The organism is Amycolatopsis sp. VC5-11, from assembly GCF_037034185.1.
GTDB classification, from domain to species: domain Bacteria; phylum Actinomycetota; class Actinomycetes; order Mycobacteriales; family Pseudonocardiaceae; genus Amycolatopsis; species Amycolatopsis nivea.
Genome location: NZ_JBAGKF010000003.1, coordinates 655,938 through 678,077 on the forward strand (window position 1 = coordinate 655,938; position 22,140 = coordinate 678,077).

At 72.1% G+C, this 22,140-nt stretch carries 21 protein-coding genes; 15 read left to right on the forward strand and 6 right to left on the reverse strand.

What is annotated here, in order from left to right; genetic code table 11:
- Positions 1-18: 18 nt before the first annotated feature.
- From WA670_RS14635 to WA670_RS14665, 7 genes are read left to right on the forward strand one after another with little or no spacing between them, the layout of a single operon-like run.
- Positions 19-1,143: an acetate/propionate family kinase gene (locus WA670_RS14635; protein WP_336157993.1), complete on the forward strand. Its 1,125-nt coding sequence runs from the start codon at positions 19-21 to the stop codon at positions 1,141-1,143.
- Positions 1,109-1,519: a hypothetical protein gene (locus tag WA670_RS14640; protein WP_336157994.1), complete on the forward strand. Its 411-nt coding sequence runs from the start codon at positions 1,109-1,111 to the stop codon at positions 1,517-1,519. The genes WA670_RS14635 and WA670_RS14640 overlap by 35 nt, the downstream gene beginning before the upstream one ends.
- Positions 1,516-2,142 carry a hypothetical protein gene (locus WA670_RS14645; RefSeq protein ID WP_336157995.1) on the forward strand — a complete coding sequence of 209 codons (627 nt, stop codon included), beginning with the start codon at positions 1,516-1,518 and terminating at the stop codon, positions 2,140-2,142. The genes WA670_RS14640 and WA670_RS14645 overlap by 4 nt, the downstream gene beginning before the upstream one ends.
- 9 nt (positions 2,143-2,151) lie before the next feature.
- On the forward strand, positions 2,152-4,824 hold the full coding sequence (locus tag WA670_RS14650) for a cation-translocating P-type ATPase (RefSeq protein ID WP_336157996.1): 2,673 nt from the start codon (positions 2,152-2,154) through the stop codon (positions 4,822-4,824).
- Positions 4,821-7,064 (forward strand): phosphoenolpyruvate synthase, encoded by a 2,244-nt coding sequence (gene ppsA, locus WA670_RS14655; protein ID WP_336157997.1) that lies wholly within the window; start codon positions 4,821-4,823, stop codon positions 7,062-7,064. The genes WA670_RS14650 and ppsA overlap by 4 nt, the downstream gene beginning before the upstream one ends.
- A gap of 29 nt (positions 7,065-7,093) precedes the next feature.
- Positions 7,094-7,597: a universal stress protein gene (locus WA670_RS14660; protein WP_238606298.1), complete on the forward strand. Its 504-nt coding sequence runs from the start codon at positions 7,094-7,096 to the stop codon at positions 7,595-7,597.
- Positions 7,598-7,607: 10 nt separating this feature from the next.
- A complete protein-coding gene (locus tag WA670_RS14665; protein WP_134732151.1) occupies positions 7,608-8,309 on the forward strand; it encodes a CBS domain-containing protein in 702 nt (233 codons plus the stop codon).
- Between the two features lie 716 nt (positions 8,310-9,025).
- Here WA670_RS14665 and WA670_RS14670 read toward each other — a convergent pair.
- Both WA670_RS14670 and WA670_RS14675 read right to left on the reverse strand, forming a co-directional pair.
- Positions 9,026-10,063: an alcohol dehydrogenase catalytic domain-containing protein gene (locus WA670_RS14670; protein WP_336157998.1), complete on the reverse strand. Its 1,038-nt coding sequence runs from the start codon at positions 10,061-10,063 to the stop codon at positions 9,026-9,028.
- Positions 10,064-10,121: 58 nt separating this feature from the next.
- Positions 10,122-10,718, reverse strand: coding sequence for a hypothetical protein (locus WA670_RS14675; protein ID WP_336157999.1), 597 nt, complete (start codon positions 10,716-10,718; stop codon positions 10,122-10,124).
- Positions 10,719-10,929: 211 nt separating this feature from the next.
- Between WA670_RS14675 and WA670_RS14680 the strand changes: the two genes are divergently transcribed.
- Positions 10,930-11,868: a universal stress protein gene (locus tag WA670_RS14680; protein WP_336158000.1), complete on the forward strand. Its 939-nt coding sequence runs from the start codon at positions 10,930-10,932 to the stop codon at positions 11,866-11,868.
- On the opposite strand, the gene WA670_RS14685 is transcribed toward WA670_RS14680, so the two are convergent.
- The gene (locus WA670_RS14685) at positions 11,798-12,037 is read right to left on the reverse strand and encodes a PLDc N-terminal domain-containing protein (protein WP_134734380.1); all 240 of its coding nucleotides are present in this window, start codon (positions 12,035-12,037) and stop codon (positions 11,798-11,800) included. The genes WA670_RS14680 and WA670_RS14685 overlap by 71 nt on opposite strands.
- Positions 12,038-12,183: 146 nt before the next feature.
- Here WA670_RS14685 and WA670_RS14690 point away from each other — a divergent pair, with 146 nt between their 5' ends.
- The gene (locus WA670_RS14690; protein WP_336158001.1) at positions 12,184-12,858 is read left to right on the forward strand and encodes a CBS domain-containing protein; all 675 of its coding nucleotides are present in this window, start codon (positions 12,184-12,186) and stop codon (positions 12,856-12,858) included.
- Between the two features lie 162 nt (positions 12,859-13,020).
- On the opposite strand, the gene gap is transcribed toward WA670_RS14690, so the two are convergent.
- From gap to WA670_RS14705, 3 genes are all read right to left on the reverse strand, one after another.
- Positions 13,021-14,031 carry a type I glyceraldehyde-3-phosphate dehydrogenase gene (gap, locus tag WA670_RS14695; RefSeq protein WP_336158002.1) on the reverse strand — a complete coding sequence of 337 codons (1,011 nt, stop codon included), beginning with the start codon at positions 14,029-14,031 and terminating at the stop codon, positions 13,021-13,023.
- Positions 14,028-15,284: an NAD(P)/FAD-dependent oxidoreductase gene (locus WA670_RS14700; protein ID WP_336158003.1), complete on the reverse strand. Its 1,257-nt coding sequence runs from the start codon at positions 15,282-15,284 to the stop codon at positions 14,028-14,030. The genes gap and WA670_RS14700 overlap by 4 nt, the downstream gene beginning before the upstream one ends.
- A 97-nt stretch (positions 15,285-15,381) precedes the next feature.
- A complete protein-coding gene (locus WA670_RS14705; RefSeq protein ID WP_336158004.1) occupies positions 15,382-16,839 on the reverse strand; it encodes a bifunctional aminoglycoside phosphotransferase/ATP-binding protein in 1,458 nt (485 codons plus the stop codon).
- 183 nt (positions 16,840-17,022) lie between these two features.
- On the opposite strand from WA670_RS14705, the gene WA670_RS14710 reads away from it, so the two are divergent.
- The 6 genes from WA670_RS14710 to WA670_RS14735 all read left to right on the forward strand — a co-directional run bounded on the left by WA670_RS14710 (position 17,023) and on the right by WA670_RS14735 (position 22,136).
- Positions 17,023-18,033, forward strand: coding sequence for an Acg family FMN-binding oxidoreductase (locus WA670_RS14710; RefSeq protein WP_336158005.1), 1,011 nt, complete (start codon positions 17,023-17,025; stop codon positions 18,031-18,033).
- Positions 18,033-18,908, forward strand: a complete 876-nt coding sequence (locus WA670_RS14715; RefSeq protein ID WP_336158006.1) for a universal stress protein — start codon at positions 18,033-18,035, stop codon at positions 18,906-18,908. Before WA670_RS14710 ends, WA670_RS14715 begins: the two co-directional genes overlap by 1 nt.
- Before the next feature lie 220 nt (positions 18,909-19,128).
- Positions 19,129-19,767 (forward strand): CBS domain-containing protein, encoded by a 639-nt coding sequence (locus WA670_RS14720; protein WP_336158007.1) that lies wholly within the window; start codon positions 19,129-19,131, stop codon positions 19,765-19,767.
- Between the two features lie 5 nt (positions 19,768-19,772).
- Entirely contained in the window at positions 19,773-20,582 is an 810-nt protein-coding gene (gene ppk2 / locus WA670_RS14725; RefSeq protein ID WP_336158009.1) for a polyphosphate kinase 2, read from the forward strand.
- 114 nt (positions 20,583-20,696) lie between these two features.
- Complete coding sequence (locus tag WA670_RS14730) at positions 20,697-21,524, forward strand: universal stress protein (RefSeq protein ID WP_336158010.1); 828 nt, start codon at positions 20,697-20,699, stop codon at positions 21,522-21,524.
- Positions 21,525-21,557: 33 nt separating this feature from the next.
- Entirely contained in the window at positions 21,558-22,136 is a 579-nt protein-coding gene (locus WA670_RS14735) for a CBS domain-containing protein (protein ID WP_134661417.1), read from the forward strand.
- Positions 22,137-22,140: the final 4 nt, after the last annotated feature.

A 22,140-nucleotide genomic window follows, 5' to 3' on the forward strand; every position in this document is an offset into this window, starting at 1 on the left:
CCGAGCAAGGAGAAGCCAGTGCGAATCCTGACCCTGAATCCCGGGTCCTCCAGTGTGAAGGCGGCGGTCGTGCACGACGGCGTCGCGGTCGGCTGGGCGGCGTGGCAGAGCGACATGTCCCGCGCGGTCGTCGATGCCGTGGAGCGCTGGCCCCGGCCGGACGCGGTGGCGGTGCGGTTCGTCCACGGCGGCGCGCAGAAAGCGCCGGTGCTGGTGACCGACCACGTGATCGCGAACCTCGACCGGCTGGTTCCGCTGGCACCGATCCACCAGCCGCTGTCGCTGGACGTCGCCCGGCAGGTCCGGGCACTGCTGCCCGGCGTGCCGGTGGTGGCCTGTTTCGACACCGCGTTCCACGCGGAGCTGCCCGACGCGGCAGCGCACTATCCGCTGCCGCGCGAGTGGACGCGGCAGAATCGGTTGCGTCGTTACGGTTTCCACGGTTTGTCCGTGCAGTACGCGGTGCGCCGTGCCGCGGAACTGCTGCGGCTGCCGGCCGGCGAGCTGCAACTGGTCTGCGCACACGTCGGAGCCGGGGTGTCGGTGACCGCGGTGCGCGGCGGGCGGAGCGTGGACACCTCGATGGGGTTCACCCCGCTGGAAGGGCCCGCGATGGCCACCCGGTCCGGTTCGATCGACCCGGGATTGCTGCTGCACGTCATGAAAACCGCGCCGATGGGACCCGACGAGCTGGCCGACGCGCTGTGCCTGCGGTCCGGGCTCGCCGGGATGAGCGGGACCAGCGGCGACCTCGGAGAAGTGCGGACGGCCGCCGCGGCCGGGAACGCCGACGCCGCGCTGGCGGTCGAGGTCTACGTCCACCGGCTCCGCCGGGAGATCGGCGCGGCGGCGGTCAGCCTCGACCGGCTCGACGCGCTGGTGTTCACCGGCGGGGTCGCGCAGTACCAGCCGGAAACAGTCGCCGAGGTCGCGCGCGGCCTCGGGGCGCTGGGCGTGCGGGTGGGGGCGCTCGAGAGGTCCGACGCGGACCGGGCGATCAGCGCGTCCGGCTCGGCCGCGCCGGTGCTTGTCGTCCGCGCCCGGGAAGACCTGGAACTTGCCCGCGGCGCGGAAACCGTGCTCGCCGATCTGGGAAATGAGGTGCATCGTGCACGTACTGCTGACCGAAGCGAAGTTCGGTGACTGCGACGCGCTCAGCAAGCCGTTGCGGGACAACGGGTGCCGGGTGAGCCGGTGCCATGCGAGGGACGGGATCTGCCTCGCACTCGTGCCGGGTTCGTCGTGCCCGCTCGACGACCGCGCCGATCCGCCGGTGCTCGCCGTGGACGTTCGCGACGCCGGGGACGAGCTCACCGCACGCGAGTTCGGGGTTGTGTGCGCGCTGCGGAAACAGGTGCCGGTGGCGATTGTCCCGCCGGAACCTGGGCTGCCGGTGGCCGCGCCCGCGGGGCTTGAGGACCGGGTCACGGTGACCGACGCGGAGACTTTGCTGGCCACCTGCCAGGCAGCGGTCGCGATTCCGAGACCGAGGCCGGAACCCGCTGGAGCGATCGGATGAGCGACGTCGCTTTCGCCTGGGACCGCTGCGCGCGAGCGGTGCTCGTGGACGCGCTGGCGCGGCTGGACGTGCGCCGTTTCGTGGTCGAGACCCGGGCAGGCGAGCTGGCGATCTCCCGGGTGGGCCGGCTCCGGCACGATCCCGGCGGACGCCACGTGCTCGCCGGATGCGGCACCGCGCTGTCCGCCGCCTGGATCGTGCTGCGGGGACTGGGCATCCGCCCGGTGCTGTCGTTCCCGGACGACCCGGGCCGCCCGGACGTGGTCGCGGCCGTGACTCCCGGGGCGGACGACCCGGCGACCGCGAGCGACTGGGACCGGTACCTCGCCTTGCGCGCGGTCGCCGGTCCGCCGCGAGGCCGCGCGGTGCCGGTCGCCGATCCGGGCGTGCTCGCGGAGCTGGCGCAGGAGAACACCTGGCCGCGCACCCGAGTATCGCGGCACGCGGGCAGCCGGGGCCTCGTGGTGCTCGCCGAAGGAACGACTCGCGTCGACCGCGTTCTGGTCGGCGCGGCGGTCCATTCCCTGCGGGTCGCAGCCGCGGTCCGCGGATTGACGACCGAGGTGCGTCCCGGGGACCAGAGCCCGGCTCCGCAGGCGGTCCTTCTCGTGTTCGAGAGCTGAGGGAATTCCATGACCACGCATCTGCGCCCGCCGCCCGCGACAGCGGAGCCCGAGGTCGACGCACGGGAGCCGATCGGCCGCCTGCTGCGGGACCTCCGTTCCGCGCCGGGCGGCTTGAGCGGCCGGGAAGCGGCCCGGCGACTGCAGGTCTACGGCCCGAACGAGCTGCCGCACAAGGGCGGCAGGCAGTGGCCGCTCGCCCTGCTGCGCCAGCTGGTCCACCCGCTCGCCCTGCTGCTGTGGGTCGCGGCCGGGCTGGCGTGGTTCGCCGGGACGACCAACCTGGCGTACGCGATCGTCGGGGTGATCATCCTGAACGGGCTGCTTGCGTTCTTCCAGGAGCAGCAGGCGGAGCGGGCGGTCGAAGCACTGGGCAAGTACCTGCCCGAGCGCAGCGCGGTGCTGCGCGACGGCGTCGTCGTGCATCTCGAATCAACCGAGCTGGTTCGCGGCGACGTCGTCTTGCTCGCCGAAGGCGACCGGGTTCCGGCGGACGCGCGGCTGATCGCGGGGACGGTGGACGTCGACGCGTCGATGCTCACCGGCGAGTCGGCTTCGGTGACCCGGACCGCCGACGCCGTGGACGACGCCGACCGTTCGCTGGATTCCCCGGTGCTGGTCTTCAGCGGCACGGTCTGTGTCGCGGGTTCCGCGCGGGCCGTGGTGCACGCGACCGGACGGCGCACCGAGATCGGCCGGATCGCGTCGCTCTCGGCCCGGATCGGCCGCGAGGAGAGCCCGCTGGAGCGGCAGGTGCGGCGGGTCGCGTGGCTGATCGCCGGGGTCGCGGTGGTCGTCGGGGTCGGGTTCCTTCCGCTCGGCGTCGCGGCGGGGCTTTCGTGGTCGGCCGCCTTCGTGTTCGCGATCGGCCTGCTGGTGGCCAACGTGCCCGAAGGCCTGCTGCCGACGATCACGCTCGCGCTGGCGGCCGGGGTGCGGTCGATGGCGAAGGCGGGCGCGCTCGTGAAACGGCTGTCGGCGGTGGAGACGCTGGGCTCGACCACCGTGATCTGCACGGACAAAACCGGCACGCTGACCCAGAACTCGATGCGGGTCGAGGAACTGCGCGGCCCGGACGGCGCGGATTCGGCGCAGCCGCGCGAGACTGCCGAGGTCCTCGCGCGGTGCAGCACCGCGGACCTCGACGGGGATTCCGGCGATCCGACCGAACTCGCGCTGCTTCGGTTCGCCGCGGACCACGGCGCGAACGTGACCGCGAGCGCCCGTGAAGCCGGACGGAAAACGTTGTACCCGTTCGATCCCCGGCTCAAGCGGATGTCCACAGTGGACTTCGTGGACGGCGGCCTCGTGGTGGCGGTGAAGGGTGCGCCCGAACAGGTGCTCCCGTTGTGCACCACGGAGTTCGACGGAACGGAGCTGACCGCGACCCGGCGCGCGCAGCTGGCGGCGCTCGTCGACAGCATGGCCGGGCGCGCGCTGCGGGTGCTGGCCATCGCCCGGCGGGAGACGCCGGCGATCCCGGGCAGCCGCGTGGAAGCGGAGAACGGGTTGTGCCTGCTCGGCTTCGTCGGCCTGGTCGACCCGCCTCGCCCGGAGGTCGCCGCCGCGGTCGCGGACTGCCATTCCGCCGGGATCACCGTGCACGTCGTGACCGGGGACAACGGGCTGACCGCGGCCGAGATCGCCCGCCGGGTCGGCATCGGCGCGGACCGGGTCGTGGACGGCACCGCGCTCGCGCGCATGCCGGAACCGGACCTCGACACGGTGCTGGCTGGCGGGGACGAAGTGGTGTTCTCGCGTGCCGCACCGGAGGACAAACTGCGCATCGCCGACGCGTTGCGCGACTGCGGCGAGGTCGTCGCGATGACCGGCGACGGGGTGAACGACGCGCCCGCGCTGCGGCGGGCCGACATCGGCGTCGCGATGGGCGTCAGCGGCACCGACGTGGCCAAAGAAGCCGCGACTGTCGTGCTGACCGACGACAACTTCGCGACCATCGTCGCCGGGGTCCGCGAGGGCCGCCGGGTGTTCGACAACGTCCGCAAATTCGTGCTCTACATCTTCGCGCACGCGGTGCCGGAGGTGCTGCCGTTCCTGCTGTTCGCGATCTCCGGCGGCGCGATCCCGTTGCCGCTCACGGTATTGCAGATCCTCGCGATCGACCTCGGCACCGAAACGCTGCCCGCGCTCGCGCTCGGCCGGGAGCCCGCCGAGCCCGGGCTGATGGCCCGCCGGCCGCGCTCCCGCCGCGAAGGCGTGGTGACCGGCCGGATGCTCCTGCGAGCGTGGGGAATCATGGGCGTGCTGTCGGCGGCGCTCGTGCTCGGCGCCTTCTTCGCGGTGCTGTACGCCGCGGGCTGGCACCCCGGCGCGGACGTGTCGGATGGCGCGCCGCTGCACCACGCCTATCTCCAAGCCACCACGGCCAGCTTCGCCGCGATCGTGTTCTGCCAGATCGGCACCGCGTTCGCCGCCCGCACCGAACGGGTGTCGCTGCGGGCGATCGGCCTGGGCACCAACAAGCTTCTGCTCGGCGGCATCGCCTTCGAACTGGCCTTCGCCGCCGCGCTCATCTACCTGCCCTGGCTCCAGGGCGTCTTCGGCACCGCGGCGCTGCCCGCGTGGGTGTACGCGGTGCTGGCGCCGATGCCGGTGCTGGTCTGGGGCGCGGACGAGCTGTTCCGCCGCCTGACCCGCGGTACCCGAGGAGGATCGTCATGACACACGTGCGCAAACTGGCCGAGATCCGGCTCGTTGATGCCGAGACGGCGGGCGGCAAGGGGGCGAACCTCGGCGAGCTGATCTCCGCGGGCTACCCGGTGCCGGACGGATTCGTCGTCACTCGCGACGCGTACTGGTCCGCGCTGGAGGCCGCCGGGGTCCGTGCCGAGATCGCCGACCTGCACGCCAAGGCGCTGATCGCGGTGGACGACGCACAGGAGCTGGCTGCCGCCTGCGAGCGGCTGCGAGAGCTGGTGCGCTCCGCCGGGCTGCCTCCGGAACTGGCGTCGGAGGTGACCGGCGCGTACCGGGCACTAGGCGACCAGCCGGTGGTGGCGGTGCGCTCGTCGGCAACCGGGGAGGACGGCAGCGAAGCCTCCTTCGCGGGCATGAACGCCAGCTACACCAACGTCGTCGACGAAGAAGCCTTGGCCGCGCGAGTGGTGGACTGCTGGACGTCGTTGTTCTCGCCGCGCGTGGTGAGCTACCGGGCGAGCCGGGGATTCACCGGCGAACCGGCGATCGCGGTCGTCGTGCAGCGGATGATCCCGGCCGAGCGGTCCGGCGTGATCTTCACCGCCGACCCGCGCACCGGCGACCGCGACCGGGCGGTGGTCGAAGCGGTGTTCGGCCAGGGCGAGGCGATCGTGAGCGGCGCGGTGGACCCGGACACCTACGTGGTGGCGAAAGAGGACCTCCGCGTGCTCAGCGCGCGGATCGGGGCCCAGTCGCACAAGATCATCCCCGAAGCGGGCGGCGGAGACGTGAAGGTCGCGCTGACCGCGCAGGTCGGCGGCCGGCGCGTGCTCGACGACGCCACCGTGCTCGGGCTGACCCGGCTCGCCTGCCGGGTCGAGGACCACTACGGCGTGCCGCAGGACATCGAGTTCGCCATCGCCGATCACCAGACCTGGCTCGTGCAGTCCCGGCCGATCACCACCCTGCCGCCGGTTCAGGAAGGCGCCACCGGCGTGCTGGTGACCGGGCTGGCGGCCTCGCCCGGCGAGGGCAGCGGCGCGGTCCGGGTGCTGCGCGATCCGGCCGAAGCACGGCGGCTGCGCGACGGCGAGGTGCTGGTGGCCCCGATGACGACACCGGACTGGGTCCCGGCGATCCGTCGCGCGGCGGCGCTGGTCACCGACGGCGGCGGGATGACCTGTCACGCCGCGGTGGTCGCTCGCGAACTCGGCGTGCCGTGCGTCGTCGGCACCGGCGACGCGACCCGGGTCCTCGCGGACCGCACGCTGATCACTGTCGACGGCACGAAAGGCGAGGTGCGAGCGGGAGCGATCGCGCACGAGGCGGCGCACCCGAAACCGGTCGCCGTGCCCGCAGCCGCCGAGGCGATCGGCACCCGGTTGTACGTCAATCTCGCGATGCCCGACCACGCCGCCGAGGTCGCGGCCCAGCCGGTCGACGGGGTCGGCCTGCTCCGGGCCGAGTTCCTGCTGACCACGGCGCTCGGCGGACGGCATCCGCGCGCCCTGCTCGCGCGCGGCGAGGAAGAGTCCTTTGTGGACGCCGTGGCGGAATCGCTGCTCGAGATCACCACCGCGTTCGGTTCGCGTCCGATCGTCTACCGGGCGACCGACCTGCGCAGCAACGAGTTCCGCGGCCTCGACGGCGGCGCCGAGTACGAGCCGGTCGAAAACAACCCGATGATCGGCTACCGCGGCTGCTACCGCTACGTGCGCGAGCACGACCTGTTCGCACTGGAACTCCGGACACTGGCCCGGGTGCGGGAGCGGACGCCGAACCTGCACCTGATGATCCCGTTCGTGCGCACGAAATGGGAACTGGAGGCGTGCCTGGAGGCGGTGGACGCGAGCCCGCTCGGCAAGCAGCGCGGACTGCACCGGTGGATCATGGCCGAGGTCCCGTCGGTCGTCTACTGGCTGCGCGAGTACGCCGGCCTCGGCATCGACGGGGTCTCGATCGGCAGCAACGACCTCACCCAGCTGATGCTCGGCGTCGACCGGGATTCGGCGGTGTGCGCGGACCTGTTCGACGAGGCCGATCCCGCGGTGCTGGACGCCATCTCGAGAATCGTGCGGACGGCCCGCGACCGCGGCATCACGTCGTCGCTGTGCGGCCAGGCGCCGTCGACGAACCCGGCGTTCACCGAACATCTCGTGCGCGCCGGGATCACGTCGATCTCGGTCAACCCGGACGCGATCGGGGCGGCGCGCGGCGCGATCGCCGCGGCCGAACGCCGCGTCCTGCTGGAAAAGGCGCGCTGAGCGTCGCATCGTGCACGGAGGAGAAAACCATGACCACAGCGAATGAACACGAAATCGTCGTCGGCGTCGACGGGTCGGCGGGCAGCGCCGCGGCGGTCCGCTGGGCGCTGGCGGAAGCGAAGTCGAGCGGCCGGACGGTGGTGGCGTTGCGAGCTTGGACGTTCGACCCGCTCGGCGACCTCGAATCGGCGGTCACCCGTTCGCCGGACGACATCGCCGCCCGCTACCAGCACGAACTGGACCAAGTGCTGGACCAAGCACGGGACGAGGCCGAAGGGGTGCGAGTGCGCAGCGGCACGATCGACGGCGCGCCCGGCCCGGCACTGGTCCGCGCGTCGGCGGAGGCGGCGATGCTGGTGCTGGGCAGCCACGGGCACAGCCGGGTGCTGCGCATGCTCGTCGGCTCGGTCTCCGAGTACTGCCTGCGGCACGCGCGCTGCCCGGTGGTCATCGTCCCGGCCCGGTCGGCCGAAGAACGGGAACCGCTGCCCGAAGCGGCCGCGGGCGCTTACTACCCCGGACCCCTGTTGTGAGGAGCGGAAAATGAAGAGAACACGCCGGATCCGCTCGGTGATGACGACCGATGTCGCACAGGTCGTGCCGGGCACATCGTTCAAGGCCGTCGCCGCGCTGCTGGAAGAACGCGGCGTCGGCGGGGCGCCAGTCGTCGACAAGGACGGCCGCGTGCTCGGGGTCGTCTCGCGCGGCGATCTGCTGGAGCGCAACGTCGAACACCACGGCATCGGACCGCAGGCACGACGTGGCAAGCACAAGGCCGAAGCACTTTTCGCGGCCGACCTGATGACGGCGCCGCCCGTCACGGTGGACGTGGAGGACGACGTCGTGCGCGCGGCCCAGCTGATGGAGAAGCACCGAGTGCACCGGCTGCCAGTGCTCGAAGCCGACGGGACGCTGGCCGGGATCGTCTCCCGGGCGGACCTCGTGCGGGCGTATTTGCGTTCGGACAACGACATCCGCGAGGAAGTGCGCGACGAGGTCTTGAAACAGGAGATGTGCCTCGACCCGTCCACGCTGTACGTCTCGGTGCACGACGGGGTGGTGTCGCTGAGCGGGGCCGTCGAGCGGTACAGCATGATCGGGGTGATCAAGGCCCTGATCAGCCGGGTCGACGGGGTGGTCGAGGTGCGGGAGCACCTGCGGGTGGAGCTGGACGACCGGAACATCGGGCCGGGCGTGCCCGCGGCGGGCGGGATGTTCCCGGACCGGTCGATCCATCGTCCGTGAGCCAGGCCGGAACGTACGTGAGGGGCTCCCTGAGGGAATCAGATTCCCATGCCGGAGGACTTGAGCCGGGCGGCCTCGGCCCGCGGGCTGTCCACACAGGACACCAGCCCCGTCGAATGCCCGATTAATACCCGTATGACCGTATCCGTGGGTCTGTGAGGGACCCCTTGAGGGAATCAGATTCCCTCAAGGGGTCCCTCACAGACCGCACACCGCGCTTCCGCCCGCCTGACCGGCAGCCTGACCGGCAGCCAGCCCGGCCTTCCCGACCCGGGCGGACGCACTCCCCACGCACTCGCAGGGCCGCCTTAAGTCCCTGGCATGGAATCAGATTCCGTCAGGAGGCCCTCACATGCTTCGGCGGGTGCGGAGAGCCACCCGGCCCGGCCGGTACTGCGCATCGCGGTAACGCCGCCGCATGCCACAGCTGTTGAGAAGACCCGAATGTGGCATTGGGTGCGTTCCGGCGGCCGGGCTCGTTCGCGAAGGGTGCCCCTCGCGGCCTGCGCCCGGCGATGAAGGCAGACCTGCGGAACCAGAGTCAATGCCAGGAAGTTGCTGTGCCGATTCCGCCCGCTGACTGTCCACACGAGACGCCAGCGGCACCGAAATGCCCGATTGATCGCCATCTGGCTGGTATTCGAGGTGCGTGAGGGGCCCCTGAGGGAATCAGATTTCCTCAGGGGCCCCCGCGCGAACGTTCGCCGGACCGCGGCTCACTCGCGGAACAAAGCGACCTTCAGCGCACCGCTGTCCTGCGGATGCGCGAAGACGTCATACGCCTCGTCCATCTCCTGCAACCCGAACCGGTGCGTGACCATCCGGCTGACGTCGAGGTGCCCGGCGGCGAGCATCCGCAGCAGCATCGGCGTGCTGGAGGTGTCGACCAAGCCGGTGGTGATGGTGACGTTGCGGATCCAGAGCCGTTCGAGGTGCAGCGTGGCCGGTTTGCCGTGCACGCCGATGTTCGCGACCCGGCCGCCGGGGCGGACGAGCTCGGCGCACAGTTCGAACGTCTCCGGGACGCCGACGGCTTCGAGGGCCACGTCCGCACCGAGCCCGCCGCCTGCTTCGCGTACCGCGGCCTCCGCTTCCGAGGGCTGGACCGTCACGTCGGCACCAGCCGCTTTGGCCGCCGCGAGCCGGGCGGGTTCCTTGTCGATCACGATGACCGACGACGGGCTGTAGAGCCGGGCCCCGGTGATCGCAGCGAGGCCGATCGGGCCCGCTCCGACGATCGCCACGACGTCGCCGGGGCGGAGGCGTCCATTGAGGACTCCTACCTCGTAGGAGGTGGGGAGGATGTCGGCCAGCAACAAGGCCGCTTCGTCGCTCACCGACGGCGGCAGCAGGTAGACGGAGGTGTCGGCGAACGGGACCCGGGCGAATTCCGCCTGTACGCCGTCGACGAGGTGGCCGAGGATCCAGCCGCCTCCGCCGAGGCACTGGCCGTAGCTGCCGCGGCGGCAGTATTCGCAGCGGCCGCAAGCGCTGATGCAGGACACGAGCACGCGGTCGCCCGGCTTGACCGAGGCGACCGCGTCGCCGGTGCGCACGACGGTGCCGACCGCTTCGTGGCCGAGGATGCGGCCGCGTTCGACCTCGGGGACGTCGCCTTTCAGGATGTGCAGGTCGGTGCCGCAGACGGTGACGGCGTCGATCCGGACGATCGCGTCGGTCGGCGCGAGGATTTCCGGGTCCGGGCGGTCGGTCCAGGACCGGCGACCGGGGCCGTCGTACACGAGTGCCTTCACAGTTCCTCCTTCACAGGACTGCGGGCGTCCGCCGGCACGGCGGACGCCCGTGGACGGTTCAGCGCAGCCAGGTCCGGTCGCCGACGAAGGCGGCCCAGCGGCGGCCGATTCCCCACGTGTCGCCGGCGCAGGCGGCGGCGAGCGCGATCAGGACAAGGGCGTAGACCAGGTGGTAGTCGAGGAACGGGTTGGCCGAATGCGTGGCCGCTCCCGCACCGGTGCTGCGGGCAGGCGGCCATTCCGCGGCCCACATGAGCAGCATCAGCAGGGTCCCGGAGACCGCGGCGATCCGCAGTCCGGCCCCGGCGGCCAGCGCCAGCCCGATGCCGAGCAGGCTCAGCATGAACAGCCAGTCGGCCCACCACGTTCCGGCCCACGCGTGGAACATCGACGCGAACGGGCCGACGTCGACCTTGCTCAGGAAGCCGTTGGTGGGCGAGCCGCCGTGGATCCAGGCTCCGGCGGCGGGCGTGGAGTAGCCCAGGCCGAGCAGTTTGTCGGCGAAGGGCCACAGGAACAGGAATCCGGCGGCGATCCGCAGGACCGCGAGCGACCGGGCCCTGTAGTTCGCCCAGGGCGGCTGCGCGACCGTCTCGTCGCGACCGGCCGGAGTCCGGCTCGCCGGGGGTGTGCTGTGCTGGGATTTGACGGACATGGGGACCTCCATTCGTCTCTGGCCCGAGTCTGATCCGCCGGGCCAGCGCGGCTCTGGAGCCGAAAGTCCTCGTCGGACAGGCCGTTGGGCGCGGACCGCCGAGGAGGGGCCGAAGGTCCACGCACGAGGGGACCGACGCCGCTGCCGCCCGGTGCCGTCCGCGCCTACCGTCCGGAGGGAAAACCCGGCTGGACAAGGAAAGGCGGAACCGATGACCGAACCCGCACTCGTCGCCGCAGTCGACGGCTCGCTGGCTTCCCTGCACGCGGTCGGGTGGGCGGCGCGTGCCGCGGCGGGACGCGGGGTTCCGCTGCGCCTCGTGCACGTCCTCGACGAGCTGGCTCTCGACTTCCCCCGTCCATTGCCGACAGTGGAGAACTTCGGCAAGGTGCTCACCGCGCGCGGGCACCGGATCCTGCGCACCGCCCGCGACGCCGCCCAGGAAGCGGTTCCCGGACTGACTCCGGATCTGGTGCTGCTGCGCGGAATCGTCGGGAAGTGCCTCGCCGCGCAGTCCCACGGGGCGGTGCTGCTGGTGCTCGGGACCCCCGGACTGCGTCCGCTGGTCCGGATCCTGCTCGGCTCGGTGTCGATCTCTCTCGCCGCGCACGCGGACTGCCCGGTGGCGCTCGTTCGGCCGCACGCGGGCGACGAAGAGCCGCCGGCGACCGGACCGGTCGTCGTGGGAGTCGACGGTTCGCCGTCGAGCGAACTGGCGCTGGGGACGGCGTTCGAGGAAGCCGCGTGGCGGAACGCTCCGCTGACCGCGGTGCACTGCTGGGACGACCGGCTGCTGTCGGCGATCTTCCGGGAGAACCGCTGGAACGCCGACAGCGGGATCGAGCAGGAGGCGCACGTGGTGCTCGCCGAGCGGGTCGCCGGGTGGGCGGAGAAATATCCCGGTGTCGATGTGCGGCAGCTGGTGGTGCGCGGCCGTCCTGCCGAGCAGTTGCTGGACCTGGCGGACCGGGCGCAGCTGCTCGTCGTGGGCAGCCGCGGGCGCGGCGGGTTCGGCGGGTTCGGCGGACTGCTGCTCGGGTCCACGAGCCAGGCGGTGATGTCCTACGCGCTGTGCCCGGTCATCGTCGCCGGTTCCGGCGAGGAACCGCCCGGCCCCAGCGGAAATACGCCAGCGGACCCGCGAAGTTGACCGCGATCGCGACCGCCCAGGCGGATTTCGGGCCGTTGACCCGGTCCTCGGGCCGTTTCGCGAGATCCCACCAGGCGGCCGCGGCCAGCAGCACTTGCACCGCGGCGGCGGCCAGGACCGTGCGCCGCTGCGCGGGGGAGAGATCGGAAAACTTCCGGTGTGCTCGCATGGGCTCCTCCTCCTGGTCGGGCTCCCAGGCAACACCCCCGCGAGACCGGCGGGGAAGGGGAGAACGGCCCGGCTCCCGGGGACCGCGGACTCCGGCCGCCCGGCGAGGGAAAGCATACGGTGCAACGAAAACTCGGAGGTGCTGTGATGACCGGACTGCTGGTCTCGGAGGTGATGAACTGGCCGGTGGTGACTGCCGCGCCGGACACGCCGTTCAAGGAACTGGTCGATCTTCTCGCCGCCAACCGCATTTCGGCGGTGCCGGTGACTGACGGGTCGGGGCGGCCGGTCGGGGTGGTTTCGGAGCAGGAACTGCTCGCCCGGTACGACAGCCGGGCCGAAGGACCCCCGCCCGGCTTTTTCGCCTCTCCTCGCCGCCGTCGCCGCTGGGCGCGAGCGCGGGGCCGGCGCGCCCTCGACGTGATGCGCACCCCGGTGCGCGTCGTCCGGCAGGACGAACCGCTGGCCGACGCGGCGCGGTGGATGGTCGAGGCGAACCTGCGCCGGTTGTTCGTCGTCGACGGTTCCGGATCGCTCACCGGAGTGCTCGCCCGCCGGGACGTGCTCGCGGTGTTTCTCCGGCCGGACGCGGAAATCAAGGAAGCGGTCGAACGCCGGGTGCTGCGCGAGGCGCTGTGGGCGGACCCCGCGACGACGTCGGTGCGGGTGGACGACGGCGTGGTCACCTTGACCGGGACCGTCGACAGCCCCGGCGAGGTGCAGCGTGCCGAGCTGCTGACCGAGGTGCTGCCCGGAGTGGTGGGCGTGCGCAACCAGCTGCAGTACGCGGGGGGCCGGCACGAGGCCGCCGCCCGGCGGTGAGACGGCGATGCCAGCGCGGGGGCGTTGCGTGGTGCGCCCGCCACCTGACTGCTCCTTGAGGTACGTGAGGGGAACCCTGAGGAAATCTGATTCCCTCAGGGTTCCCCTCACGTACCTCTGACCCCACCTCAAACCGCGCCCATGCCGCCGCCGGTTTCAGCCTCAGTCGAGGGTGCGCCCGATGGTTTCGGCGAGCTCGACGGTGCGGGCCGCGTAGCCCCATTCGTTGTCGTACCAGCCGAAGACCTTGACCAGATGGCCCTCGGCCTTGGTCAGGCCGGCGTCGAAGATGCACGACGCGGGGTCGCCGATGATGTCGCGCGACACCAGAGGAGCTTCGGAGTAGCGGAGGATGCCCTTGAGCGGCCCGTCGGCGGCCTGGGCGAACGCGCGGTTGAGTTCATCCGCGGTGACGTCCCGCTCGAGTTCCACGGTCAGGTCGGTGAGCGAACCGTCCTCGACCGGAACCCGGATCGCGACCCCGTCGAGCTTGCCCGCCAGCGCCGGGAGGACCTCGCCGATCGCCCGTGCGGCTCCGGTGCTCGTCGGGATCAGGTTCACCGCGGCCGACCGGGCCCGGCGCGGGTCCCGGTGCGGCCGGTCGAGCAGCGCCTGGTCCCCGGTGTAGCTGTGGATCGTGGTGAGCAGCCCGCGGCGGATCCCGAACGCTTCGTGCAGCACCTTGACCATCGGCGCGGCGCAGTTCGTGGTGCACGAGGCGTTGGAGACCACGTCGTGGCGCGCCGGGTCGTAGTCGCCGTCGTTGACGCCGAGCACCAGCGTCGCGTCGAGTCCCTTGCCCGGCGCGGAAACGATCACCTTCCGCGCTCCCGCCGCGAGATGCCCGGCGGCCGCCTCGCGGGTGCGGAAGCGGCCGGTCGATTCGATCACGACCGACACGCCGAATTCGTGCCACGGCAGCTTCGCCGGTTCGGTCTCGGACGTCACCTGCACGGTCCGGTCGCCGACCTCGATCGCGTCGCCGATCACCCGCACCGGCAGCCGCAGCGGACCGTAGGTGGAGTCGTGCGCGAGCAGGTGGGCGAGAGCGTCCGGGGTGGTGACGTCGTTGACCGCGACCACTTCGACCGGGCTGTCCGGCCGTTCCAGGACACGGCGCAGGAAATCGCGGCCGATACGGCCGAATCCGTTGATGCCGACTCGAACGGTCATGGTTTCTCCATCAGGGTGTCGGTGTTCCGGTGAGTGATTTCGGGACCGTGGCGGAAAGCGGCTCGTCCGGCGCGGAGGGGAAGGCCGAGCCGGAACCGGGCGGAAAGCGCGGTCTCGGCGAGCCGTGCGCCGGCGCGCCAGAGGACGCTGGTGCTGACCCAGTACCGGGCCGACGCCTCGTCGACGTGCGCGGGATCGCCGCCGGGGGAGAGCGGAATCTGGGCGAAGGCGGCGTCGTCGAGCATGTCCAGCACGTGCCGCACGACCGGGACGCGCCGGGCGGACAGCTGCGCCCCGGTCCGATGGGCGATAATCGCCGCGGCGACCGCGTCGGCCTGCAGCAGGGCGAGATGTCCCAGCTTCAGCGGAAAGTCCCCAGCGTCGCCGGGCGCGTAGACCTCCGGGCGCCCAGTCACCGCGCGAGTGTCCGGGTCGCACCTCAGGAACCCTCGGTCGTCGGCAGGCAGTCCGGCGTAGCCGACGGAAGCAACCTGCGGAGGGAACGCGACGAGCACGTCGAATTCCCGGACGGAGCCGTCGGCGAACACGGCGCTGCGCTCGGTCGCCTCGGCGAGCGTCGACGCGGTGCGGCTGTCGATGCCGCGCGCTTCGAACTGCCGGGACACAAGTGCGTGCAGCTTGGGGCCGAAGGCCTGGACGTAGGTCTCTTCGCAGGTGTCGAAGGCGATCTCCACGTTGTCGCGGATTTGCTTGCGGCGCAGCCAGGTGTCGAGCATCAGCGCGATTTCGTACAGCGGGGCCGCGCAGTGATTGCCCGGCGGCAGCGCGAAAAGCACTCGCTGTGCTCGGCCGTGCCGGGCGTTCCGGGCCGCCCAGCGCAGATCCTCGCCGAGCCGGTGCAGCGCGCCCGGAGTCGCGATCGAGTGCGCGTGTTCGGCGACCCCGGGGATCTCCTCCGGCCTGCTCGCCGCTCCGGTGGCGACGACGAGCCGGTCGTAGGCCATCGGCCCGCGGGAGGTGTGCACCTGCCCGCGGTCGAGGTCGATCCCTTCGGCGGTCGCGATCACCGTGCCGATGCCGCGCCGCCGGAACGCGCGGTGCAGCGGAACGTGCAGCGGTTCTTCTGCGGCTCCGAACGGCAGCCGGGCCGTTCCGGGGCGGAACAGGAAATCGTCGCGTTCGGACACCACGGTGACGCCCACGTCGTCCTCGCTCGCCCGAGCGCGGAGCCGGAACGCTGTTTCCAGCCCGGCGAAACCGCTGCCCAGAACGACGACCTCGGTACGTGCCATGCTGTCTCCTCCCTTGCGTTCCCGCCCACCGTGCCCGCGCTCGCCGGAGGTGCGGCAGGGACGTTGGCGGGCAGGGCGGGGGACGTTCGTCATCCGGTCACGAGCACTGCGCGAGATGTGCGAGGGCGGTTTCCACCGTGTCGGCCGGTGTTCCGGTCGTGTCGAGCGGGAACGCCGAGGGCCACGGCGCGGCGTCTTCCGCCATTTCGCGGGAGACGGCGGGCCCGGCGTCGGACAGCGATCCGGTCCGGGTCGTCAACCTGCGCTCGCGCAGGGCATCCGGCGCGGTGCAGCGCAGCGCGCACAGTCTGCTGCCGGACTGTCCCGCGACGGCGGCGATGGCTTCTCTTTCGTGCGCGGAGGTCCATGACGCGTCGAGAACGACGCTCTCGCCGAGCCCGAGCAACGCGGCTGTGCGCCGGGCGAGTTCGGAGTAGGTCAGCGCGGTCCACTGAGGCGTGTAAATCCCGTGCCGGTAGTCCGCCGGCGCGTGGTGTTCCGGGTCGATTCCGGCGATTTCCTTGCGGATCCGGTCGCTCTGCAGCAGGGTCGCGCCGAGCGCGTCGGCGACGCGGGCGGCCACGGTGGACTTTCCCGAACCGGGCAGACCGCCGACCAGCACCGTTCTGACCTCGCCCGCGCGGAGATGGCGAAGCGTCGTTTCCGCGTACGCGCGAGCGAGCTCCGCGGCCGCCGGATCCCCTTGCGAGTGCCGGAGACAGGCGACCTTCACCCGCACGAACGCGCGGTAGGCGAGATAGTGGTGCCGCAGTGCCGGCGGAGCGTTGTCCCCGGAGAATTCGGCGTACGCGGCGAGCAGTTCGGCAGCGAGTGCGGGAGCGCCGAGCCGTTCGAGGTCCATCGCGAGGAACGCGACGTCGTCCAGTCCGTCGACGTACCGGAGATGGTCGTCGAATTCCAGGCAGTCGAGCACACGCGGCCCGTCTTGGAGGCAGAAGATGTCGTCGGCGATCAGGTCGCCGTGGCCGTCGACGACCCGGCGCTCGGCGATGCGGCGGGCGAAGAGCGGAGCGCGTCCGGCGAGGAACACGTCGGTGCGGCTCTCGATTTCCTTGGCGGTCGCCGCGTCGAGCACGACCCCGTGGAACGGCCGCACCTGGTCGAAGCTCGCGTGCCAGCGGAGGCGCACCGCGTCGCGCGTGCCGTCGGCGTCGATCTCGAGGCCGCGGTGCGCGCCCGCGTGGAAGGCCGCGAGCAGCCGGGCGAGCGAGCGGATGACCGGTCTGAGCGGTTCGCCGCGCCGCACCAGCTCGGAGAGCCTCCGGTCGTCCGGCATCCGGCGCATCGCCACGAGGTGGTCGCAGACCGCGCCGTCCGGGCCGGTCACGGCGGCGACCCCGAGGTAGACGTCGGGCGCGAGCCTGCGGTTGAGCTCGACCTCGCGGCGGCACACCCGCTCGCGCACCCCCGGATCGGTGAAATCGAGGAAGCCGAGGTCGACGGGTTTCTTGAGTTTCCACGCCCGGTCTCCGGCGAAGAACACCGCGCCGCTGTGCGTCTCCCGCGCTCCGGCCCACGGTTGGGTTTCGGTCATGCCGCCCACCCTCGTGGCCGCGCGGGCGGGCCGGAAAGGGTGCTTGGTCCTCCCGGAGGTGCCGTTGGGCCCGGGCCGCCCAGCCGGGGACCTTGGTCCCTTGACCCGGTGGCTTGCGGCCGGAGCGCGGAGCGGGCCGGACGGGGTTGGCTCAGGTGGTCCGCTACGACAGGAGTGACCGCCATGGAGAAGACAGCCGCCGCGACCGGCTGCCGGTCCGGCGAGTGGACGCTCGCCGAAGCGGAGGTGCTGGGCCGCTCGGTGCTGCGCGCCCCCTCGGTGCACAACACGCAGCCCTGGCGGGTCGAACTCGTCGACGGCGCGGTTCTGCTGCGGGAGCGCACCGACGTCGCACTCCCGCAGCACGATCCCCTCCGCCGCGACCTGGCGATGTCCTGCGGGACCGCGCTGGCGAACCTCGAGCTGGCCGTGCGGGTGCTCGGCCGGCGGGTGGAAGTCGCCGTGCTGCCGGACCCGGAGCAGCCCGACCTCGTCGCGCGGGTCGAGTCGGCGGAGCCGTTGCCGCCGACGGATCAGGAACTGCAGCGGTACGGGGCGATCATGGTGCGGCGCAGCCACCGCGGGGCGTTCACCGGACTGCCGGTCAGCGCGCAGCAGACCGCGCGGGTCGCCGCGGCCGCCGTGACGACCGGGGTAAAGGCGACGCGACTGGGCGCGATGGAGCGGCTGGCGAAGCTCTTCGAACATGCGGCGCATGCGCTTCAGCACGACGGCGCCTACCAACGCGAACTCGCGCTCTGGACGATCCGGGACGAGACCGCGCACCGGCACGGGGCGGGAATCCGGTTCTCCGCGCTGCCGCCCGGCGAACTCCCGTGGGCCGGGCTGGTGCGGCGGGCGACGGTCGTGCCGGACCCGGTCGTGCTGCGGGAACGGCTCGAGGCCGAGACTCTGCTGCTGTTCACGACCGCCGACGACGCGCGCATCGACCACATCCGCGCCGGGTACGCGCTGGAGCGCTGCTGGCTCGAAGGGGTGACCCTCGGTCTCGCCGGCGCGGTGCTGACCCAGCCGTTGCGTGTGCCGGAAGTGCGTTCGGCGCTGTGCGAGGACTACCAGCTCGCGGGTTTCCCGCAGGCGCTGCTGCGGCTGGGACGCACGACCCGGGTAGCGCCGTCGAGCCTGCGCCGCGGCGTGGCTGAAGTCCTCGGACCGAAGTGGCGGGAGCGGTGATGAACACCGACCCGGTTCTGGTCGGCGTCGACGGGAGCGAGTCCGCCGCGGCGGCTGTCCGGTGGGCGGCGCGCGAGGCGGTCTTGCGGCACGTTTCGCTGACCGTGCTCACGGCGTTCGGGTTCGCCGACGGCAGCTTCGCCGGCGGCCGGTATCCGCCGGTGGACTGGCTGGAGGCGAAGGAAGCCGTCGCGGAGGATCTGCTGCGCACCGTCCGGGAGGACCTCGCGGCGGTCGAACCGGGGGTCCGGATCGCGTTCGAGACGAGCCCGGCGGGGCCTGAGGCGGCGCTGCGGGAAGCCTCGGAGAAGGCGCAGCTGCTGGTGCTCGGCGCACCGACCGGAACCCTGTCCGGGCTTCTCGCGGGCTCGCCGGACATCGACCTTGCCGCGCACGCGCACTGCCCGGTCGTGGTGGTTCGCGGCTCGGTCCGCCCGGACGGCCCGGTCGTCGTCGGAGTCGACGGCAGCCCGCTCAGCGACGCGGCGGTTGCCTGTGCTTTCGAGGAGGCCGCGGTGCACGGCGTGCCGCTGGTCGCGGTGCACGCCTGGCTCGACGCCGACCGCACCCGGCTGTTCGGCGACCGTGCTTTCCCGTTCGAGGCACGGGAAGCGGAGCATCGGCTGCTGGCGCAACGACTGGCCGGCTACGGCTCGCTCTACCCGGACGTGCGCGTCGAGCAGATCGTCGAGCAGGGCCGCCCGCGCGACCGGTTGCTCGAATGGAGCGCCCGGGCCTCGCTCGTGGTGCTGGGCAGCCGCGGCCGGGGCGGGTTCACGGGCATGGTGCTCGGCTCGACGAGCCACGCGCTGCTGCACCACGCCGGATGCCCGGTGCTGGTTGTCCGGTCCGCGGCGGCGCGACGCGGGCGTTGAGATCCCTCGCCGAGAAGGCGCCGGCCTGCTCCCGGCTGAGGCGCGCGTGATCGCCTCACGTATCTGAGTCCTGAGAAGCTCGCCCGGACCTGACGCACGGTGCCGAGAGGACATTGGTCCTTCCCTCCGGTGACCCCGGACCGGCGTGCCGAGGCGGCCTCGATGCCTATTTTCGAGGCAGCACAAGACAAGGGCGGGCCGGAAGAACGGCGGAGGAGCGATGAAGACGATCACGACACCGGTTTCCGAGGTGATGACGGCCCGCCCGGTCTGCGCGCGGGCCGAGACGCCGGTGAAAGAAATCGCCGCGATGCTGGCTCGGGAGGGGATCAGCGCGGTCGCGGTGGTCGACCACGCCGGGGCGCTCGTCGGCGTGGTGTCCGAAAAGGACTTGCTGCCGATGGTGCGGGGCGGCCGGTTCCGGTGGTGGCGTCGGAGGGACGCGCGGAAAGCCCGGGCGCGGAGCGCGCGCGAGGTGATGACGAGTCCGGTCGTCACGGTCGCCGCGGACGAGTCCGTGTCCGAAGCGGCGGCCAAATTGGACAAGACCGGGCTGCGCCGGTTGTTCGTCGTCGAGGACGGCCGTCCGGCGGGGGTCGTCGCCCGGCGCGACGTGCTGCGCGCGCTGGCTCGCCCGGACCCGGAGATCGAGCGCGACGTGGTGACCGGCGTCCTGTACGAGACGCTGCACCTCGGCCCGGACCGGGCGCGCGCCATGGTGCACGCCGGAGTGGTGACCGTCGCCGGCCGGGTGGAGCGGCGCAGCGAGATCGCTCCGGTCACCCGGCTGATCGAAGCCGTCCCCGGCGTGGTCGCGGTCTGCAATGGCCTCGACTACGTCTGGGACGACGTCGCCTGACGCGAGTGGCCGCGAAACGCGGGACCGCCCGGCTGCCCCGGGCGGTCTACGAGGCGGAGCTGGCGCGCCTGCAGATCGAACTGGTGAAACTGCAGGAATGGGTGCGCCACGAAGGAGCCCGGCTCGTCGTGGTGTTCGAGGGGCGCGACGCGGCGGGCAAGGGCAGCACGATCAAACGGTTCACCGAGCACCTGAACCCGCGCGTGGTGCGGATCGCCGCGCTGCCCCGGCCCACTGACCGGGAGTCCACCCAGTGGTACTTCCAGCGGTACGTCGCGCAGCTGCCCGCGGCCGGGGAAATCGTGCTGTTCGACCGAAGCTGGTACAACCGCGCGGGCGTCGAGCGCGTGCTGGGGTTCTGCACTCCTGAGCAGTACCAGCGATTCTTGCGGCAGTGCCCGATCCTCGAACGCCTGCTGGTCGAGGACGGGCTGCTGCTGCGCAAGTACTGGTTCTCGGTGAGCCGGGACGAACAGGAACGCCGCTTCCGAGCGCGGATCGAGGATCCGCTCCGCCGGTGGAAACTGTCCACAGTGGACTTCGAATCGGTGTCGAGGTGGGACGACTACTCGCGCGCCAAGGACGACATGTTCGTGCACACCGACACCCCCGACTGTCCGTGGTACGTCGTGGACGGCGACGAGAAACGGCGCGGCAGGCTCAACATGATCGCCCACCTCCTGGCCAGCGTGCCGTACCGGGAAATCCCGCCTCCGCCGGTGAAACTGCCGCCCCGTCCGCACGATTCCGGCTACGCCCGGACCGACCGGCGCTTGCTGCACGAGGTGCCGGACCACGCTGCGGACCTCGGGTGAAGACATTCCGCTTTCGTCCCCGTGGGAAGGGACTTCGGGCTCTGACCCGCCCCGGCGCCCCCGCGTGACAGTGGAAGGGGCCGCCGGGACCGGCGGCGGAACGGGAGGCAAGCGGTGACCGCGAACAAGCCCGGCGGCGTAGTGCTCGCCGGGATCGACGAATCGGAGTCGGCTCTGGCCCCGGTCCGCTGGGCGGCCGCGGAAGCGAAGCGGCGGGATTGCCGGCTGGAGCTGTTCCACGCCGGGATCGGCGAAACCGTCGACGTTTCCGGGAAGGTCGCGGAGCAGAAGGCGGACGAGCTGTTCGGCCGCGCGCACCGGTGGCTGACCTGGGCCGCGGAGGCGGCCGAGAACGCGGCGCCGGGAGTGCGGACCCAGGTGGTCGCCCGCGTCGGGTTCGCGGCCGACCTGCTGATCGAACGCTCCCGGTCGGTGTCGCTGGTCGTGCTCGGTTCGCACGGGCTCGGCGGGCTCCGCGGCGCGGCGATCGGCTCGGTCGCCTTGCGCGTCGCGGCGAGCGCGTCCTGTCCGGTGGTCGTCGTGCGCGGGCGAGCGGTTCCCGACGGCGCGGTCGTGGTCGGCGTGGACGGGGACGAGCGCGTTCTCGAATTCGCCTTCGACGCGGCAGCGAGCAGGAAGGCGGAGCTGGTCGCGGTGCGCGCTTGGCACGGGACGCCGGTCGACGAGCCCGGGCGCTTCGAGACGGAGGAACGCGCGCTGCGCGAGCACATCGCCGCCTGGGCGGAGAAATACCCGTCGGTCGAGGTCCGCACGCTGGCGGTGCGGGAGCGTTCGGCCGCGCGGGCGCTGATGGCCGTCGAGCCCGCGCAGCTGGTCGTGATCGGCAGCCGCGGCCGCGGCCCGGTCGCGGGCGGGCTGCTCGGGTCGACCGGGAACCGGCTGCTGGCGCACTCGGCGTGCCCGGTCGCGGTGGTGCACTGAGCCGCCAGTCCCACGAGGAGCGAGGAGAAAGCCGTGCGAGCACGGGACATCATGACCCGGCCGGTGGTCCGGGTCGGACCGGGAACGCCGGTCCGCGAGGCGATCGCGCTGCTCACCGAGCACTGTGTCGCGGCGCTGCCAGTGGTCGACGAGGGCAACCGGGTCGTCGGCATCTTCACCGAGGCGGACGCGCTGGCCGGCGTGCTGACCGGCGAGCCGGTCGCCCCCGAGCTGCGGGTGGACGCCGTGATGACCAAATCGGTCGAGACCGTCGACCTCGACGCCGACGGGAGCGACATCGCCGCGCGGATGCTGCTCGACCGGTTGCGCAGTGTCCCGGTAGTCGACGACGACGGGCTGGTCGGGATCGTGAGCCGCCGCGACCTGCTGGCGTCGCTGGTCCGCCGCGACGACGCGATCGCGTCCCGGCTGCGCGCGCTGCTGAGCGACTACGCCGGGCACCGGGACCGGTGGGACGTGTCCGTCGCCGGCGGGGCGGTGACCGTCCGCGGCGAGTTCGCCGACGAAGCCGAGCGCCGCTTGGTAACGGCTCTCGCGCGGACCGTCGAAGGCGTGGTGGCAGCAGAGCTTTGCCCGCCGCGGAGAGCGTGAGACC

Coding starts and splice junctions, on each gene's coding strand:
- WA670_RS14645 (WP_336157995.1), top strand. CDS start 1,516: ATGAGCGACGTCGCTTTCGCCTGGGACCGCTGCGCGCGAGCGGTGCTC.
- WA670_RS14650 (WP_336157996.1), top strand. CDS start 2,152: ATGACCACGCATCTGCGCCCGCCGCCCGCGACAGCGGAGCCCGAGGTC.
- ppsA (WP_336157997.1), top strand. CDS start 4,821: ATGACACACGTGCGCAAACTGGCCGAGATCCGGCTCGTTGATGCCGAG.
- WA670_RS14660 (WP_238606298.1), top strand. CDS start 7,094: ATGACCACAGCGAATGAACACGAAATCGTCGTCGGCGTCGACGGGTCG.
- WA670_RS14665 (WP_134732151.1), top strand. CDS start 7,608: ATGAAGAGAACACGCCGGATCCGCTCGGTGATGACGACCGATGTCGCA.
- WA670_RS14675 (WP_336157999.1), bottom strand. CDS start 10,718: ATGTCCGTCAAATCCCAGCACAGCACACCCCCGGCGAGCCGGACTCCG.
- WA670_RS14680 (WP_336158000.1), top strand. CDS start 10,930: ATGACCGAACCCGCACTCGTCGCCGCAGTCGACGGCTCGCTGGCTTCC.
- WA670_RS14685 (WP_134734380.1), bottom strand. CDS start 12,037: ATGCGAGCACACCGGAAGTTTTCCGATCTCTCCCCCGCGCAGCGGCGC.
- WA670_RS14690 (WP_336158001.1), top strand. CDS start 12,184: ATGACCGGACTGCTGGTCTCGGAGGTGATGAACTGGCCGGTGGTGACT.
- gap (WP_336158002.1), bottom strand. CDS start 14,031: ATGACCGTTCGAGTCGGCATCAACGGATTCGGCCGTATCGGCCGCGAT.
- WA670_RS14700 (WP_336158003.1), bottom strand. CDS start 15,284: ATGGCACGTACCGAGGTCGTCGTTCTGGGCAGCGGTTTCGCCGGGCTG.
- WA670_RS14705 (WP_336158004.1), bottom strand. CDS start 16,839: ATGACCGAAACCCAACCGTGGGCCGGAGCGCGGGAGACGCACAGCGGC.
- WA670_RS14710 (WP_336158005.1), top strand. CDS start 17,023: ATGGAGAAGACAGCCGCCGCGACCGGCTGCCGGTCCGGCGAGTGGACG.
- WA670_RS14715 (WP_336158006.1), top strand. CDS start 18,033: ATGAACACCGACCCGGTTCTGGTCGGCGTCGACGGGAGCGAGTCCGCC.
- WA670_RS14720 (WP_336158007.1), top strand. CDS start 19,129: ATGAAGACGATCACGACACCGGTTTCCGAGGTGATGACGGCCCGCCCG.